General features: G+C 66.6%; 15 protein-coding genes. 3 read left to right on the forward strand and 12 right to left on the reverse strand.

Features of this window, described 5'->3' with window-relative positions; translation table 11 throughout:
• Positions 1–30 precede the first annotated feature (30 nt).
• The 12 genes from BJG93_RS26495 to BJG93_RS26550 form a co-directional block, all read right to left on the reverse strand.
• On the reverse strand, positions 31–597 hold the full coding sequence (locus tag BJG93_RS26495) for a hypothetical protein (protein WP_027195048.1): 567 nt from the start codon (positions 595–597) through the stop codon (positions 31–33).
• Between the two features lie 299 nt (positions 598–896).
• Positions 897–1,892, reverse strand: coding sequence for a vWA domain-containing protein (locus BJG93_RS26500; protein ID WP_027195049.1), 996 nt, complete (start codon positions 1,890–1,892; stop codon positions 897–899).
• Positions 1,889–2,434 (reverse strand): hypothetical protein, encoded by a 546-nt coding sequence (locus BJG93_RS26505; protein WP_027195050.1) that lies wholly within the window; start codon positions 2,432–2,434, stop codon positions 1,889–1,891. The genes BJG93_RS26500 and BJG93_RS26505 overlap by 4 nt, the downstream gene beginning before the upstream one ends.
• On the reverse strand, positions 2,431–3,417 hold the full coding sequence (locus BJG93_RS26510) for a vWA domain-containing protein (protein ID WP_027195051.1): 987 nt from the start codon (positions 3,415–3,417) through the stop codon (positions 2,431–2,433). Before BJG93_RS26510 ends, BJG93_RS26505 begins: the two co-directional genes overlap by 4 nt.
• Positions 3,414–4,322, reverse strand: coding sequence for a calcium incorporation protein MxaA (locus tag BJG93_RS26515; RefSeq protein ID WP_407675323.1), 909 nt, complete (start codon positions 4,320–4,322; stop codon positions 3,414–3,416). The genes BJG93_RS26510 and BJG93_RS26515 overlap by 4 nt, the downstream gene beginning before the upstream one ends.
• A gap of 11 nt (positions 4,323–4,333) precedes the next feature.
• Positions 4,334–5,257, reverse strand: a complete 924-nt coding sequence (locus BJG93_RS26520) for a DUF58 domain-containing protein (protein ID WP_027195053.1) — start codon at positions 5,255–5,257, stop codon at positions 4,334–4,336.
• Between the two features lie 20 nt (positions 5,258–5,277).
• The gene (locus BJG93_RS26525) at positions 5,278–6,300 is read right to left on the reverse strand and encodes an AAA family ATPase (RefSeq protein ID WP_027195054.1); all 1,023 of its coding nucleotides are present in this window, start codon (positions 6,298–6,300) and stop codon (positions 5,278–5,280) included.
• Between the two features lie 212 nt (positions 6,301–6,512).
• Positions 6,513–7,517 carry a LysR family transcriptional regulator gene (locus tag BJG93_RS26530; RefSeq protein WP_034477936.1) on the reverse strand — a complete coding sequence of 335 codons (1,005 nt, stop codon included), beginning with the start codon at positions 7,515–7,517 and terminating at the stop codon, positions 6,513–6,515.
• A gap of 6 nt (positions 7,518–7,523) precedes the next feature.
• Positions 7,524–8,294, reverse strand: coding sequence for a hypothetical protein (locus BJG93_RS26535; RefSeq protein WP_027195056.1), 771 nt, complete (start codon positions 8,292–8,294; stop codon positions 7,524–7,526).
• The gene (locus BJG93_RS26540) at positions 8,291–9,202 is read right to left on the reverse strand and encodes a substrate-binding domain-containing protein (protein WP_027195057.1); all 912 of its coding nucleotides are present in this window, start codon (positions 9,200–9,202) and stop codon (positions 8,291–8,293) included. Before BJG93_RS26540 ends, BJG93_RS26535 begins: the two co-directional genes overlap by 4 nt.
• Positions 9,203–9,233: 31 nt before the next feature.
• A complete protein-coding gene (locus tag BJG93_RS26545) occupies positions 9,234–9,653 on the reverse strand; it encodes a c-type cytochrome (protein ID WP_027195058.1) in 420 nt (139 codons plus the stop codon).
• Between the two features lie 163 nt (positions 9,654–9,816).
• On the reverse strand, positions 9,817–11,634 hold the full coding sequence (locus tag BJG93_RS26550; protein WP_027195059.1) for a methanol/ethanol family PQQ-dependent dehydrogenase: 1,818 nt from the start codon (positions 11,632–11,634) through the stop codon (positions 9,817–9,819).
• A 415-nt stretch (positions 11,635–12,049) separates the two neighbouring features.
• Between BJG93_RS26550 and BJG93_RS26555 the strand changes: the two genes are divergently transcribed.
• From BJG93_RS26555 to BJG93_RS26565, 3 genes are all read left to right on the forward strand, one after another.
• Positions 12,050–12,448, forward strand: a complete 399-nt coding sequence (locus BJG93_RS26555) for a 4a-hydroxytetrahydrobiopterin dehydratase (RefSeq protein WP_027195060.1) — start codon at positions 12,050–12,052, stop codon at positions 12,446–12,448.
• A 262-nt stretch (positions 12,449–12,710) separates the two neighbouring features.
• A complete protein-coding gene (locus tag BJG93_RS26560; RefSeq protein WP_027195061.1) occupies positions 12,711–13,736 on the forward strand; it encodes a beta-ribofuranosylaminobenzene 5'-phosphate synthase family protein in 1,026 nt (341 codons plus the stop codon).
• Positions 13,737–13,841: 105 nt separating this feature from the next.
• Positions 13,842–14,768: an NAD(P)-dependent methylenetetrahydromethanopterin dehydrogenase gene (locus BJG93_RS26565; protein WP_027195062.1), complete on the forward strand. Its 927-nt coding sequence runs from the start codon at positions 13,842–13,844 to the stop codon at positions 14,766–14,768.
• Positions 14,769–14,771 lie beyond the last annotated feature (3 nt).

Below are 14,771 nucleotides of genomic sequence, written 5' to 3' on the forward strand. Positions count from 1 at the left end.
GGCGCGCGAAGCACGCCCGCTCGACATCGCTTAGAAGCGATGTTTGACGATGAGCGTCGCGCCCGTATCGTGCGAATGCAGAATCGCCACGCGCGCGGTGCCGGAGAACACCCAGTCGTTGATCGTCAAAGATAAGCGTCGCTGCGGTGACGCACCGATCGACAATACTGAGCTGTTCATCTGAACGATGGACACTTGCGGCGCGGTCGATGGGCCCAGGTGCAAAGGATTCGAAGCATCCTGCGCGGCAGTCCGCGCACCGGGTTCGGACACCGGTGCGAACTCCGGTCCTGACGACGCCAGCGCCTTCGCGGTACCGAGCTGGACATCGCGCGTCACGTCCACGCTATAAAAGTTCTGCATTTGCGGATAGAACGGCTCGCCCTGATCGCCCTGATACTCCATCGCATAGCGCTGCTGCTCGAAGTAGTGCCGAGGCTCGGGAATCGGCGGCACGACTTCGACGGGCGACGCGACGATGTTGGCCATCATCATCATCATTGGTTCGGGCGCATCGCCGGTGGGGCCGCCCGCAAACGCGTAGCCGCTCATCACGATGAATATCGCTCCGACAACCCTCTCGTTTTGGCACGTCATCCATGCCTCCGTGAAGGAATTGAAACGTCACATGACTCGGCGCTCAGGTCGAACCGCGCGTCTTACAGCGTCGCTTGCATTCAGACATTGTAGTCAGTCATTCGCGGACCGGTAGGTCAATGTGCGAGGCGATGCGTGACAGCGCTGTCAGCCACCCAAGACCGGCAAAAGCGACTGGCGCGAGCCGCGCGAGCCGAACGCTCCCGGCAACTCTTGCGAGGTGCGCGAAGCGATCATGCGGTTCGATTGGATGCCTGCCTCTTCAACCGTTGCAGCATCAACGGTCGCGCTTGCGGGAGTCAGTCGACCCGCGTGGGCCGGCCATTGAATGCCGGCGCAACGAGCGAAACGATGGTTCGAATGCGCTTTGGCCAGCCGCGCGGCCATGCGAAAACGGCATCGGGCATGAAGCGCGCGACCAGCAGCAGCAACGCGAGTAGCGCGGGACACCAGCGCAGATCGGTCGGCACCGGTTCGCGTCGGGCGAAGCGCGCATCGAGCAGCGCATCGCCGAACGAAGTCACGTTCAGCAGGCGCCGATAATCGAGGCCAGTCTGCCCCGCCACCGACGCCAGATACTCGCCTCGCAATTCCGACAACTCCTCGTGCGCTTGCGCCTGCCCACCGGAGCCTGGCGCAGGCGGGGCCTGGATCACATCGTCGGCCTGCCAGAAGCCGATCCGGTTGCCGCCCGCGTCGGTCTTCGGAATGGCGGCGGGCTGGTCGCCGCCCACGCCGATCAGCCAGCCCCTGATCCGCGCGGCGTTGATGCCCTCCATCAGCGGGCGCGACGCCGACACCGGCGGCGCCTCCTGCCCATCGGTGACGAACGCGATGGCCGCGCCGCCGCTCACCTGCTGCGCGACGCGCACGGCCGAATAGACGCCGCCCTCGGCAATGCGGCTCCAGTTGGTCCAGCGCATGCGCCCGTCGATGCCGTCGAGCGACACGAGCAACGCGTCGTAGTTGCCGCAGACTTCGACCGGCGACATCAGCAGCAGCACCCGCTGCCCGGTGAAGACGCTCCAACCTACCTTCGAGCCGCACGGCAAGCGCCCGAGCGCGTCGCGCATCGCGGCCTGGGCGAATTTGAGCCGGCTGACCGGGGCGCCGTCGAGCACCATGTCCTCGACGTCCATGCTTTGCGTGATATCGAACGTCACGATGTAGTGGAACGTGTTGCGCGGCAACGTGACCTCCGGCATCGCGACCGCCGCGATCAACGCGACCAGCGCAAGCGGCGTCAACGCGTGCCGCCATCTTGCGAAGCCGCGCTTGCGCGAGACGCGGCTCATGGCAAGTCCTGGCTCTGCGGGTCGCGCAGTGTGACGTTGTGCTGCTCTTTCACATCGGGACCGGCGAGCGTGGACGGCGTTTCCGGCGCAAGCCACAGCGCACGCTCGAGGTTGTAGCGCGCATCCCAATCGTCGGGCGCCGCGCGCAGCGCAAGCCGGTAGCGCGCCTTCGCCTCGCCGAGCATCGCGACAGACCTGACCGCCTGCGCGGTGTCGCCGCCGCCCTCGCGTAGGTACAGGTTGCCGAGATCGAACAGCGCGGCGCGGCCCACTTCGTCGGGCGGCCTTCCGTCAGGGATCAGGCCGTTGTAAAGCCGCGCCGCCGCGTCGTAGGCGCCCGCTTTCGACAGCGCGATCGCGCGGGCCAGCTGAACCTCGCGCGCGTCGTCGCCGGCATGCTGCTCGCGCGAAGCGGCGTTCGTCGCGACAATGGCCTGATCGATCCGCTGCGCGTGTTGCAGACGAACGAAGCCATAAGCGGCCCACGCGGCGCAGCAGATCGCCGCGGTGCCGAACAGCGAGTGGATCAACGTGCGCCTCATGCCCAGCTCCTGAGCTGCAACTGGTGCAGCACCACCAGCAGCGCCGAACAGAACAACGCGAGCGCGAAACAGTACGGACTCAGGTCCTGGCGAGGCAGATGCTCGACGAACGTGGTCGTCGCGTTCTGCTGTCGGTTGATCTCCGCGATCGCCGCCATCATCCCCTTCGGGTCTTCGGCCTGGAATAACCGGTAGGGCGTCCTGAGCGTCAGAAAGAAACGATGCAGTTGCGCTTCGGCCGAGCTTGCGCTGACGGGCAGCCTCGCGTTCAGATCGGGACTGAAGACGCTGCTGCGCAGGTAGATGAAGTACAGCGCGATCTGGTTGCGTCGCAGCCCCGACTCGATGCGCCGGCGCATCGGTTCGTCGAGCAGCGCGCCGCCATCTGAGACCAGCACGATCGCGCGGCGCCCCGACGACAGGCGCCCGTCGAACTGCCCGATCGCCGCGAGCATGCCGCGATCGAGCTCGGTGTCCGGCATGCCGCGGCCAATCGCCGTGGCCGCGACCGCGGCCTCGATCACACGATGGTCGTACGTGAACGGCATCGCCAGCACGGGGTTGGTGCCGAACATCATGAACGCGAGCCGGTCGTTCGGCCGCTGCTCGACGAAGCGCGTCAACGCCGCGCGCGCCACGTGGTTCTTGGAGTCGCCGCGCGGCGACTCGACGCCCTTGCTGCCCATCGGCTCGTCCATGCTCGCGCTGCGGTCCATCAGGATCAGGATCTGCGCGCCGCTGCCTGTGCGCAGCACCTGCAACTGCGAGCGCCCCGGCCCCGCCAGCCCGACGACGATCGCGGCGATCGCCAGCGCCGCGCCGCCGCGCGCGAGCCAACCGGCCACGCGGCCGAGTTCGTCGGCGGGCAGCCACGCGACGCTCGAAAACACCAGCGTGTCGCTGCGTCGCCGCAGCAGCGGCAGCGCGGCGAGCGGCAGCAGAACCAGCATCCACGGAAAGGCGAAGTCGAGGCCGATGGTCATCGCTGATGGCGCCTCTCCGCCCGATACAACGCACGGCACAGCCCGTGCAATGACAGCTCGCCGGGATTCTCGAAGGCATTCGGCGCGGGCCTGAAAAAGCGCTCGGACGATGCGTGATAGAAACGTTCGAGCTGCGCGCGCAGCGGTTGCAGATACGGCGCGCGCGCGAGCAACGCGGATAGCGAGCCGGCATGCACGACCTGGCCGGCGGTTTCGTTCAGCGCGCGATGCAGGCACACCCACGCCTCGCTCGATGCGGCGGCGGGCGCCTCCGGCAGCCGTTGCATCCGCCGCCACGCACGCGCGAACGGCAGCCGCGCCGATTCGCGCCGGTTGCGCGCCCACCACCAGCAGGCCCACGCGAGCAGCGTCGCGAGCAGCAGGCCGAGCGCCCATGCGATCTGCCGACGCCAGCCGGCCGTATCCAGCATCGGCGCCTGACGATCGGGCCGCAGCGGCTGCAAGTCCCCCGCGGCGAACGCCGTTTGCGGCGTCAACGGTCCGATGCTCGCCGGCCATTCGGCGACCTGCAGTTGCGTGCCCGCCGCGGACGTCAGGCTCAACGCGGGCAAGGTGATCTGCGTGAGCGTCTGCGGCGCGTTGACCACCTGATACGCGATCACCATCCACTTGCGGCCGTGGTCGTCGGTTTCGAGCGTCGCGGGCCGGCGTTCGAGCCACACGCCCGTGCGCCCGACCGAAGGCGGCGTGACGGCGCCCACGTCGCGACCGTTGGCCTCCAGCAACACCCGCTGCGTCAGCACATCGCCGAGCACATAACCGAACGCGCGCGGCTCCTGAACCAGCGCGGTCACCGCGGCGGCACTGGCCGTCGCGCACGCGGCGCCGCATAGCGACGCAATCAGCACGCGCATCGCCGCCCGCCGCGCGACACCACTGCTCATGCCGCGCGCGCTCACGCCGTCATCTCCAGAAAGTAGCGCGACATTGCTTCCGGATCGAACCCGCCTTCGACATAAAACGGCCGGATGCCACGCGCATCGAACCCGGCGTCGAGTTCGTCGCGACGGCGCGCGACGCCTTCGCGCCAGCGTTCGCGCACGCCTCGGGAGAGCCATACGCGACGCTCCTCGCCGGACTCGGCATCGTTGACGGCGAGCAGCGACGCGTGCTGCGGCGGCGTGATCTCGGCCGCGTCCCACACGACCATCGGCACCACGCACGCATGCACCAGCATGTCGAGTACCGGCGACAGTTGCGCGAGCGGCCAGTGGAAGTCGGACACGACGAACACGAGCGCCTGGCGTCCAGCGATACGGATCGCGCAACGCCGCAAGCCCTCGACCGCCGCGCGCCCGGGCTGACGGTCGGCCTGACCGTCGGGCTGACCATCGGCCTCACCACCCGTCCGACGATCCGCCGCATCACTCGCGCATTCGCGCAACATGCTCGCGAGCAGCGTGCCGGTGCCTCGGCCGGTGCGCGCCGGCATGAACAGATCGTCGCGCTCGCCGCTATCGAAGGCCAGCATGCCGAGCCGGTCGCCGACCCGAAACGCGCTATGGCCGAGCGCCTCGACGAAATCGGCGGCGACCTGCAGCTTCGTTTGACGGCTGCCGAACCGCATCGAGCCCGACACGTCGACGATCACGAACACCGGCACCGCGACGCGCTGCAAATGCACGCGCACGAGCCACTCATCGCGCGCGGCGCGCAAGCTCGCGCGCAGATCGAGACGGCGCGGGTCCGGATAGTCGAACAGCCGGCCGTGCATCGCGAACTGCTGACCCGAGCCGAAGCTCGAGCCCGGATGCGAGCCGGGCCGCGCGCCGGCCGCGCGCATCGGCAGACGGTAGTGGAATTCCGCGGTGCCGTTCATCGTGGTGCGCGCGCGGGCGTTCAGCGAGGCACGGCGACGTTCGCGACGATCCGCGCGATCAGCGCTTCGGCCAATTGCTGGCGGCGCAGCTCGTAGATCGGCGTGAAGAACACGCGATGCCCGAGCGCCGGCAGCAGCACTTCGTGGATGTCCTCCGGAATCAGATGCGTGCGGCCCGCGAGCCACGCGACCACGCGCGCGGCCCGCAGCAGCGCGCTCATGCCGCGCGGACTCGCGCCCGCGAGAATCAACTGCTGCATGTCGACGCCGTCGAGCGCGATGCCGAACCGCAGCGGCGTCTCCGTCGCCTGCCAGATATCGAGCACGTAGCGCTCGATCGTCTCGCTCGCCTGCACAACCTGCTGGATGGCGGCGCCGATCCGGTTCAACTGTTCCCACGGCACGATCGACGGCGTCAGTTGCGCCAGCAGGCCGTCGACGTCATGGAACATCGTGTCGAACACGAGGCTGCGCCGCGCGTCCACATCGGCCGGCGTCGGCATATTCAGCTCGAACAGGAAGCGGTCGCGCGCCGCCGACGCGAGTTCGAAGGTCTCTTCCTTCTCGACCTTGTTGCGGTCGGCGTACACGGTCATGTGCGGAAAGCGGTGTTCGCGGCCGAACGCCCACACGGAGCGCTCGGCCATCGCGCGCAGCAAAAGCGATTGCACCTGCGGGCGCGCGCGATTGATCTCGTTGAAGAAGAAGGTGGTCAGTTGCTCGCCGTGGCGCAGCAGCGGGCCCGGCTCGATCCGCGGCTTGCCGTCGGCATCGACGTAGGTGTGATAGACGAGGTCGCCCGGCATCAGATCGATCGTGCCTTCGACGCGCTCGAAGTCGCCGCCGACCACGCGCGCGAACGCCCGCAACACAGTCGTCTTGCCGACGCCGACGCCGCCTTCGAGCAGCACGTGGCCGCGGGCGAACAGCGCGACGTTGATGAGCCTCAGCGTTTGCTGCTGGCCGACGACGACCCTCGCGACTTCGTCTTCGATCTGCTGGGCGTGAGAACGCCAGTCCTGAAGCTGCTCGCCGGAAACCATCGCTGCGATCCCCTTCCGTGGTGACTGGCGTTGCTTGGCACGACGCCCCAAGGTCGGCGCGTTTCCCGACTCGCCAGCCTTCCGTTCAAGCACGGTTTATGCCGGTCACGCCAACGGGACGCAAGCGTTGAATTGAATCCGAAAAGTTGGCAGCCTGTCACGGCAGCCGGGTACAGACTGTGCCATCGACGGTCGCGCAGATAGAAGGCTAGCTAGCGCTTCGCGCCGACCGGCGGTTTCGCAAACACCCCGGCAAACGCCGCATATTCCTGCTCCAGATGCAGCGCCGCATGGTCGAGCAGAAACTGCCGGAACATCACGCTGGTCGGCGAAAGCTGCTTCGAGCGCAGATGCACGATCTGCCACGTGCGCTCGATCGGCGTGCCGTTCACGTCGAGTAGCGCGATCTCGCCGGTACGCAACTCCAGCTGCAACGTATGCAGCGAGATCAGACTCACGCCCATGCCCGCCATCACCGCCTGCTTGATCGTTTCGTTGCTGCCGAGCGTGATGGTTTTCACGGGCGTGAACAGATGCTGCCGGAACATCACCTCGGCAGCCATGCGGGTACCCGAGCCCGGTTCGCGCAGCAGGAAGGTGTCGCGGCGCAATTCCTGCAAATCGAAGCGGCGCGCGCCGCACAACGGATGATTCAGCGGCGCGATCACCACCTGGGGATGGTTCGCGAGCGGCTCGGCCGTCGTATCGAGTTCGGGGGGCGGGCGGCCCATGATCGCGAGATCGATCGCGTTGTCCTGCAGCAAACGCAGCAACGCGTCGCGATTGCCGACCGAGAAGTGCACGTCGACCTTCGGATAGAGATGCGAGTACATCGCCAGCAGTTTCGGCGCGAAGTAGGTCGCCGAACTGACGATGCCGACGTTGATCGAGCCGCTGTCGGCCTGCTTGAGCGACATCATCGCGTCTTCGGTATCCTTGATTTCGCCGAGAATGCGGCTCGCGTGATGGGTCAGTACCTCGCCCGCTTCGGTCAGCGTCAGCTTGCGCGCGACGCGCTCGAACAGGCGTAGGCCGACCGCATCTTCGAGCTGATGAATCTGCATCGACACCGCCGGCTGGGTCAGATGCAGTTCCTCGGCCGCGCGCGCGAAACTCGTATAGCGGCTCGCCACGACGAAGATCTGCAACTGCCTCAGGGTCAGCGTGCGAACGAAATTCAGCTTGACCCGGTTCGCCGCATAAGTCGCGTTCTGCATTGGAATTCAGCGACTCGCCCGCGGCGCGTTCGACGGTTTCGCCGGCAGCTTGCCCGGCGACGGCAACTTGTTCAGTGCGGATTGAAAGCTCAACGACTCGGTATGCGCCGGATGCGTGAAGTCGTTGTTGGGTCCCGGCACGTCGGTGCGAATCTGCACGACCTGACCCGGCACACCGTCGGCGAGCAGGAACGTGTAGCGCTTGCCGGTGTATTGCGCAAAGCGCTCCGCGTTCGGATCGTTCAGATAGGGCTGCACGACAATGCGCCGCGCACTGACCGGTTTGCCGCCGACCTCGCTCGGCACGCTGTCGATGTGCGGCCCCGCGGCGAGCGCGAGACGCAGACGCTGCTGGAAATAGCGGCGCTGTCCGCCGGTGAGACCCTGCATCTCCGCGATGTCGTGTTCGAGAAAATAGATGATCGCCGGATTGCACTGCAGGCCGCCGATAGGCAGGTTCACGCTGCCGCTATGGTCGGAAACCTGCGCATCGCCTTTTGCGTTGTTCTCGCTCAGCACCAGCACCTTGACCAGATCGTTGCTGCGCGACGGCTGCCCGGAATCGATCAGCGCGTAGTCGAGCTCGGTCTGCGCGGCGACGCCGTGCAGGTGATCGGTCAGAAAAATCAGCCGCTCGGCCGGCGTGATGTCGTCGCTGCCCGGTGCCGAGGCCGGGCTCGCCGCGCGCGCGGCGGCCGGCGCGAGGCATAGCACGCACAGCGTCCCGATCAGCGCGGCGCGTGCCGCGCGCAACCATGCGCCGCGCGCGCGCGTCATGGCGATGCGTCGCCAGGCTTCGCCGCCGGCACGTCGATCGGTTTGAGCATCGGCACCTGGTAGGTCGCGAGGATGCTGTCGATCTTGTCGTGATTCGCGCCGATCCATTGATCCACCTTGTCCTTCCATGCCTTCTCGCCGTAACGCACACCCATCGAAATCGTGTAGTCGAAACGGATACCGGGCCCCGGCGGGAACGGCACGAGCTTGACCGAGTCGCCGGCGCGCTTCGCGAAGTAACCGGCGATCGGCCCCCACAGGAACACCACGTCGACGTTGCCCGCGCGCAGGTCCTGTTCGATCATCTGCCCCGGGTACACGGCCGGATCGCCGCTTTGCACCTGGTACGACACCGCCTGGTCGATCAGGTTGTGGCCGAGCAGCCAGTCCACCGCGGGCGTCTGCGAAAAAATGCCGAAGCGCAGCTTGTGGAGTTGCTCGGGCGGCAGCTTGAGCAGGTCGTCGGGGGTCTTGATGCTCGCGAACTCGGGACGGTTAGGCAGCACCATCGCGTAGGTCGAGTGCAGATAGGGCTGCGTCGTCGACGTCATGTCATAGCCCTTCGGCACGCCGATGATCAGGTCGCAGCGATAGCGGTCGCTGCCGCCCTCTTTCTCGCGCAAGGTGTGGCGCACGAAGCCCATGCGCTGCGGAAAGTACGTGTATTCGAGCTTGTAGCCGAAATCGCTCGCCATCTGGGCCGCGATGCGGTTCTCGTAGCCCTCGCCCTTGTCGTTGGACAACGGCATGTTGTTCGGGTCCGCGCACACTCTCAGCACGCCGTCCGCGCCGTCGTTGTTCGGCAGCTCCGGGCCGTCCGCCCGGACCGCGGCGCTCGCGAGCGCCGCGCCGCATAGCGCGGCGGCGATGATGCCGACATGCACGGACATGCTTCTCTTATCACGCATCGTGAGCCTCCGTAAGAATGACGGCGCGGCGTTATTTTGCGTCGATGGCCTGCAGATCGCCCGGCTTGATCTGTCCATCGGAGCGTCCCTTCAGATACGCGTAGAGGTTTTCCCAGTTCTTCTGCATCATCTGGCTCGTGCTGAAATCGGGCATGCCCTTGTCCACCCGGCCGCCGAACACCGTGCGATGAAACTCGGTCTTATCCAGCGTCTTGAACGCGTCGATCAGCGACGGTCCGACCATGCCCTGCTGCTGCGCGCCGTGGCAGCGTTCGCACGCGAGCGCGCGCCACGTCTTCCAGCCCTGCAGCGTATTACTGTCGACCTTGCTGCCATCGACCACCTTATACGCGACCTGCGCAATCGAAGGATTGTTCTGCGCGTATCCGACGGGCAGCACCACGAGCGCTGCGGGCAACACGGTGAGTAACAGGATAGATCGGCCTTTCATGCACATGTCTCCATCTTAGATAAGCCGCGCCCGATGCGCTTGATCAGCGCATCCACCAAACGGGCACGGTCGGGGGTGATTCACTGCTGCTGCCAGGCTGGCGGGGCGGCCATGCCGGTTGATGGCCGCCCCGCTCGTCCAGCCGTTCATTGCAGCCGTTGGTTCAGCTCTTTTCGCCAGGAATCGCGAACACGAACAGCGTGCCGCCGAGCGCGGTGTACTTGGCGAGCTCGCGATAGCCGCCGACCGCACCCAGACCTTCAGTCGACTTTTCCAGGCCCGCCGCCATGCCGATGCCGGCCCAGCCGCCGATACCCGAGTACACGCCGACGTACTGCTTGCCCTGATACTCATACGTGAAGACGTTGCCGATGATTCCCGACGGCGTCTTGAAGCGCCACAGTTCCTTGCCGTCCTTGATGCGCACCGCCTTCAGGTAGCCTTCCAGCGTGCCGTAGAACGCGATGCCGCCCGCGGTCGCCAGCACGCCCGACCACACCGAGAACTTCTCCGGCTTCGAGTAGACGATCTTGCCCTTGCTCGCGTCCCACGCGATGAAGTTGCCCATCGCGTTGCCCTCGTTCGGGCCCGGATACATCGACAGCGTGGCGCCGACATACGGCTGTCCCGACACGTAGTCGACATCGAACGGCTCATAGTCCATACACACGTGGTTGGTCGGCACGAGGAACAGATGCGAGTTCGGATCGTATGCCGCCGGTTGCTGGTCCTTCGAACCGAGTGCCGCCGGGCAGATGCCCTTCACGTTGTGATCGGACCCGGCCGCCTGCGTCGAGTACGCCGCGTTGCGAATCGGCAGGCCGCTTTGCAGATCGACGCGGTCGGCCCAGTTCACCGCCGGGTCGTACTTCTGTGCGACCAGCAGCTGTCCGGTTTCGCGATTGAGCGTATAGCCGAAGCCGTTCCGGTCGAAGTGCACGATCGCGGGCACCTGCTTGCCGTTGATCGTCAGATCGGACAGGATCATTTCGTTGACGCCGTCATAGTCCCATTCGTCGTGCGGCGTCATCTGGTAGACCCATTTGGCCGTGCCGGTATTCAGGTCGCGCGCGAAGATCGACATCGACCATTTGTTGTCGCCCGGACGTTGCGTCGGATTCCATGTGCCCGGATTGCCAGTACCGTAGTAGACAAGGTTGAGTTTCGGATCCCACGCATACCAGCCCCACGTGGTGCCGCCGCCGAGCTTCCACTGATCGCCCTTCCACGACTTGATCGACGAATCCGCGCCCACCGGCACCATCTGACCGTTGGTGTACGTCATCGTCTTTTGCGGGTCGATCAGCATGTCGTTGTCGGGGCCCGTGCTGTACGCGGTCCAAGCCGGTTTGCCGGTCTTGATGTCGTACGCGATCAGACGGCCGCGCACGCCGAACTCGCCGCCCGAGATGCCGGTCAGCACCTTGTCGCCGAATACGTGCGGCGCGTTGGTGTTGGTTTCACCGGCTTTCGGATTGCCGTTCTGCGCGCTCCATACCACCTCGCCCGTCTTCGCGTTCAGCGCGACGAGCTTGGTGTCGGCCTGCTGCAGGAAGATCTTGCCGTCGCCGTAGGCGAGACCGCGATTGACGGTGTCGCAGCACATCACGGAAACGACCTGCTCATCCTGCTTCGGCTGGTACTGCCAGAGGAACGTCTGATCCTTCAGGTTGACCGCAATGACCTTGTTCGGGAATGGCGAGTGGACATACATCGTGTCGCCGATCACGAGCGGCGCGCCTTCATGGCCGCGTAGCACGCCGGTCGACATGGTCCATGCGACCTGCAGTTTGCCGACGTTGTTCTCGTTGATCTGCTTGAGCGGGCTGTAGCGGTGATTCGCATAATCGCCCGCCTGGGCCGCCCAGTTGGATGGATTTTTCATCAGTCCGTCGAGCTGCGAATCGGCCTGCGCAGCCAGAGAGCTAAAGGCTGCGGATGCGAGGATCGCGAGCCCAAGAACCACAGTGCGTAAGTTCATGTCTCCTCCAGAATTGTCCTGCGTTCAACTCACGAATGACCCACGCTACCTCATCGCATCGACGCGCCTTCTCGAGTGCAGGTAACGATTAACGCCCTATCCCGATTCGATGTCGGGCTTCGCGACGCATGAACGGCCGACGCATATTCCATGCCGGAATAGCAGCGACGCTTGCCGCCGGTGGCCGTGCGAGCCCGGCGACCCGGCACGCTCAGGCACGCGCGGCGCGCGGGCGTCGCGCGAATCCTTGCACGGCGGTAAGCTGAAGGGGTTGCGTCACGCGATGCGGCACATACTGTGTCACTTGCGTGATACGAATCGTGTCCTTTGCGAGTCACCCGCCGCGGCACGGGCCAGTCCCCCTGCAACGATGCTTCGTTCGGCGAACGATTCGCGCATTCGAGGAGCCACCACCATGGCAAGCACCGAGCACGTCTATACCGACGAAGAGATCCAGCAGCGTCTCGTCGGCCCGCTGCAACACTGGTATCTGGAAGATGGCTGGCTGCGGCGCAAATACCGCACCGAGGGCTGGAAGGGAACGCTGATGGTGGTCAACACCGTCGGCCACCTGGCGGAAGCCGCATGGCACCATCCGGACCTGACGGTCTCGTACGCCTTCGTGACCGTCAAGCTGAAGACGCACAGCGCGAAGGGCATCACCGACAAGGACCTCGCGCTCGCGACGAAGATCGAATCGGTGGTCCACTGGCAGCCCGGCCTCGAAGACGGCCCGCTCGAGGGCACACCCTCCGGCGATCAGCGCTTCCGCTATATCAAGTACGACGCGCCGAAACCCGCGCAAGGCAGTTGATGCGGGCGCGTGTCGCCCGATGAAACAGCGCGTGACACAGTGCGCCTTCGGCGTCACACAGCGTCCACGCAGCAGCGAAACCGCGCCGCGCGCGGCCGGTCATCCTGAAGATTGCAGCGGGCCGAGCCGGTTGCGGCAACCGTTGCGCGCGTCTGGCACGGCTTTCGCGTGATCTCGCCGGGCGCGCTGCCGCCGGGATCTGCAGGGCCGCTTCGCCCAACCCGGTCTCGCGCACCCGCAAGGACACCTGAGGACACTCGAGATGCCGCTTCAGCTCCGCCGCCTGCCGCCACGCGCCCCCATCACGATCGATGCGCCCGCGCGGCTGCATCTTGGCTTTCTCGATCCGAACGCGTCGCTCGGACGCGCGTTCGGCAGCCTGGGACTCGTCATCGATGCGCACGGCACGCGGATCGAAGCGCGGCTCGCCGAACGCGAGCAAATCAGCGGTGCGGTGAGCGAGGCAGAGCGCGAGCGCATCGCGGTGAGTCTCGCGCGACTCCAGGCTGCCTACGGACCCGCCACGCTCGCGATCGACGTGCTGGAGGCGCCGCGTGCTCACACCGGCCTCGGTTCGGGCACGCAACTCGCGCTGGCCGTGGGCACCGCGTTTACGCGCCTCGTCGGCCAGCCGGCGACCAGCGCCGAGCTCGCCAGCCTGCTCGGGCGCGGCGCGCGCTCCGGCGTCGGCATTCTCGGCTTCGAATGCGGCGGCCTGCTGCTCGATGGCGGCCCGCCCGGCGATCTGCGCCAGAGCGTGCCGCCGCTGCTGTCGCGTCAGCCGTTTCCGCAGCAGTGGCGCGTGCTGCTCGTCAGCGACAACAGCCGCGAGGGCTTGCACGGCGCCGACGAACGCAGCGCGCTCGCGTCGCTCGCGCCGTTCCCGCAGCGGCTCGCCGCGCATCTGTGCCATCTGGTGCTGATGCAGATCCTGCCCGGCGCCGCCGAGCACAATTTCGCGCCGTTCGCGCACGGCCTCACCGAACTGCAGCAGACCATCGGCGGATACTTCGCGAGCGTGCAAGGCGGCGTGTTCGCCAGTCCCGACGTCGAGCACGTGCTGCGCGCGGTCGCCGCCGAGCGCACCGCCGGCATCGGCCAGACCTCGTGGGGACCGACCGGCTTCGCGGTGCTCGCGAGCGCGCGCGAGGCCGAACGCGCCCTCGCGACCGCGCGCGCGGTGACGAGCGCGATGCCGCATATCGAATGCAGCGTCGTCGCGGGCCGCAATCGCGGCGCGGCGATCAGCGGCGCCGAGGCGCGCGCGCCGCGCATCGACGCCGCATGATGCGCGGCCGCGCCCCCGCCGCCGCTCCCGCATCGCGCGGCCACGCGCGGCACATTGCCTGGTCTTGCGCCGTCCCCGAGATTGCCACTGAAACGAGCCCCTGCCATGTCAGAAACCATTGAAAGGCCCTATGTCCTGCACATGTTCACGGCCACGCCGCAGATGAGTCCGTTCGACGTCAATATGGCCGCCGACGCCGGCTATCAGGTCATCGTGCCGTATTGCAACGTCGAAGCGGGAATGGTTGCCAATCTGACGCAGGACGCGATCTTCTCGCGCGGCCCGAAGGGGGTGTCGCGCACCGGCATCTTCATCGGCGGCCGCGACGTGATGCAGGCCGCCGATATGCTCGACACGGCACGCAAGGCGATGGTGCCGCCGTTCGAAGTCTCGGTGTTCGCCGATCCGAGCGGCTCGTACACGACGGCCGCCGCGCTCGTCGCGTTGGTCGAGCGGCATCTCGGCAAGCAGCACGGCGTGGAGCTGGGCGGCAAGCGCGTGCTGATTCTCGGCGGCACCGGCGCGGTCGGGCGCATCGCGGCGGCGATCGCCGCGTCGCGTGGCGCCGACGTGACGATCGCGAGTCATCACGACCGCAATCGCGCGTTAGGTGCGTCGGCCGAGCTCAACCAGCGTTTCGGCATCGTCACCAACGGCATCGGCACCACGACGCCGGACGAACTGCGCGGCGCGCTCGCCGACGCGGAAATCGTACTCGCCACCGCGATCGCGGGCGTGCAGGTGGTCCGCAGCGAGGACCTCGCGCATGCGAAACGCCTGCTCGTCGCCGCCGACGTGAACGCGGTGCCGCCCGAGGGCATCGCCGGGGTGAACGTGATGAACGACGGCAAGCCGATCGACGGCGTGCCGAACGCGGGTGCGATCGGCATCGGCGCGCTGGCGATCGGCAACGTCAAGTACCAGGTCGAGCATCGCCTGTTCATGCGCATGCGCACGGGCGGCAAGCCGGTCTACCTCGGCTTCCCGCAAGCGTACGACGAGGCCCGCGCGGTCGCGTCCGGTCTGGGCTGAGGC

The organism is Paraburkholderia sprentiae WSM5005 (genome assembly GCF_001865575.2).
Taxonomy (GTDB): domain Bacteria; phylum Pseudomonadota; class Gammaproteobacteria; order Burkholderiales; family Burkholderiaceae; genus Paraburkholderia; species Paraburkholderia sprentiae.

What these genes read in the sequence shown, in the direction of transcription:
- BJG93_RS26495 (WP_027195048.1), bottom strand. Translation starts at nt 597, where the DNA reads ATGACGTGCCAAAACGAGAGGGTTGTCGGAGCGATATTCATCGTGATG.
- BJG93_RS26500 (WP_027195049.1), bottom strand. Translation starts at nt 1,892, where the DNA reads ATGAGCCGCGTCTCGCGCAAGCGCGGCTTCGCAAGATGGCGGCACGCG.
- BJG93_RS26505 (WP_027195050.1), bottom strand. Translation starts at nt 2,434, where the DNA reads ATGAGGCGCACGTTGATCCACTCGCTGTTCGGCACCGCGGCGATCTGC.
- BJG93_RS26510 (WP_027195051.1), bottom strand. Translation starts at nt 3,417, where the DNA reads ATGACCATCGGCCTCGACTTCGCCTTTCCGTGGATGCTGGTTCTGCTG.
- BJG93_RS26515 (WP_407675323.1), bottom strand. Translation starts at nt 4,322, where the DNA reads ATGAGCAGTGGTGTCGCGCGGCGGGCGGCGATGCGCGTGCTGATTGCG.
- BJG93_RS26520 (WP_027195053.1), bottom strand. Translation starts at nt 5,257, where the DNA reads ATGAACGGCACCGCGGAATTCCACTACCGTCTGCCGATGCGCGCGGCC.
- BJG93_RS26525 (WP_027195054.1), bottom strand. Translation starts at nt 6,300, where the DNA reads ATGGTTTCCGGCGAGCAGCTTCAGGACTGGCGTTCTCACGCCCAGCAG.
- BJG93_RS26530 (WP_034477936.1), bottom strand. Translation starts at nt 7,517, where the DNA reads ATGCAGAACGCGACTTATGCGGCGAACCGGGTCAAGCTGAATTTCGTT.
- BJG93_RS26535 (WP_027195056.1), bottom strand. Translation starts at nt 8,294, where the DNA reads ATGACGCGCGCGCGCGGCGCATGGTTGCGCGCGGCACGCGCCGCGCTG.
- BJG93_RS26540 (WP_027195057.1), bottom strand. Translation starts at nt 9,202, where the DNA reads ATGCGTGATAAGAGAAGCATGTCCGTGCATGTCGGCATCATCGCCGCC.
- BJG93_RS26545 (WP_027195058.1), bottom strand. Translation starts at nt 9,653, where the DNA reads ATGAAAGGCCGATCTATCCTGTTACTCACCGTGTTGCCCGCAGCGCTC.
- BJG93_RS26550 (WP_027195059.1), bottom strand. Translation starts at nt 11,634, where the DNA reads ATGAACTTACGCACTGTGGTTCTTGGGCTCGCGATCCTCGCATCCGCA.
- BJG93_RS26555 (WP_027195060.1), top strand. Translation starts at nt 12,050, where the DNA reads ATGGCAAGCACCGAGCACGTCTATACCGACGAAGAGATCCAGCAGCGT.
- BJG93_RS26560 (WP_027195061.1), top strand. Translation starts at nt 12,711, where the DNA reads ATGCCGCTTCAGCTCCGCCGCCTGCCGCCACGCGCCCCCATCACGATC.
- BJG93_RS26565 (WP_027195062.1), top strand. Translation starts at nt 13,842, where the DNA reads ATGTCAGAAACCATTGAAAGGCCCTATGTCCTGCACATGTTCACGGCC.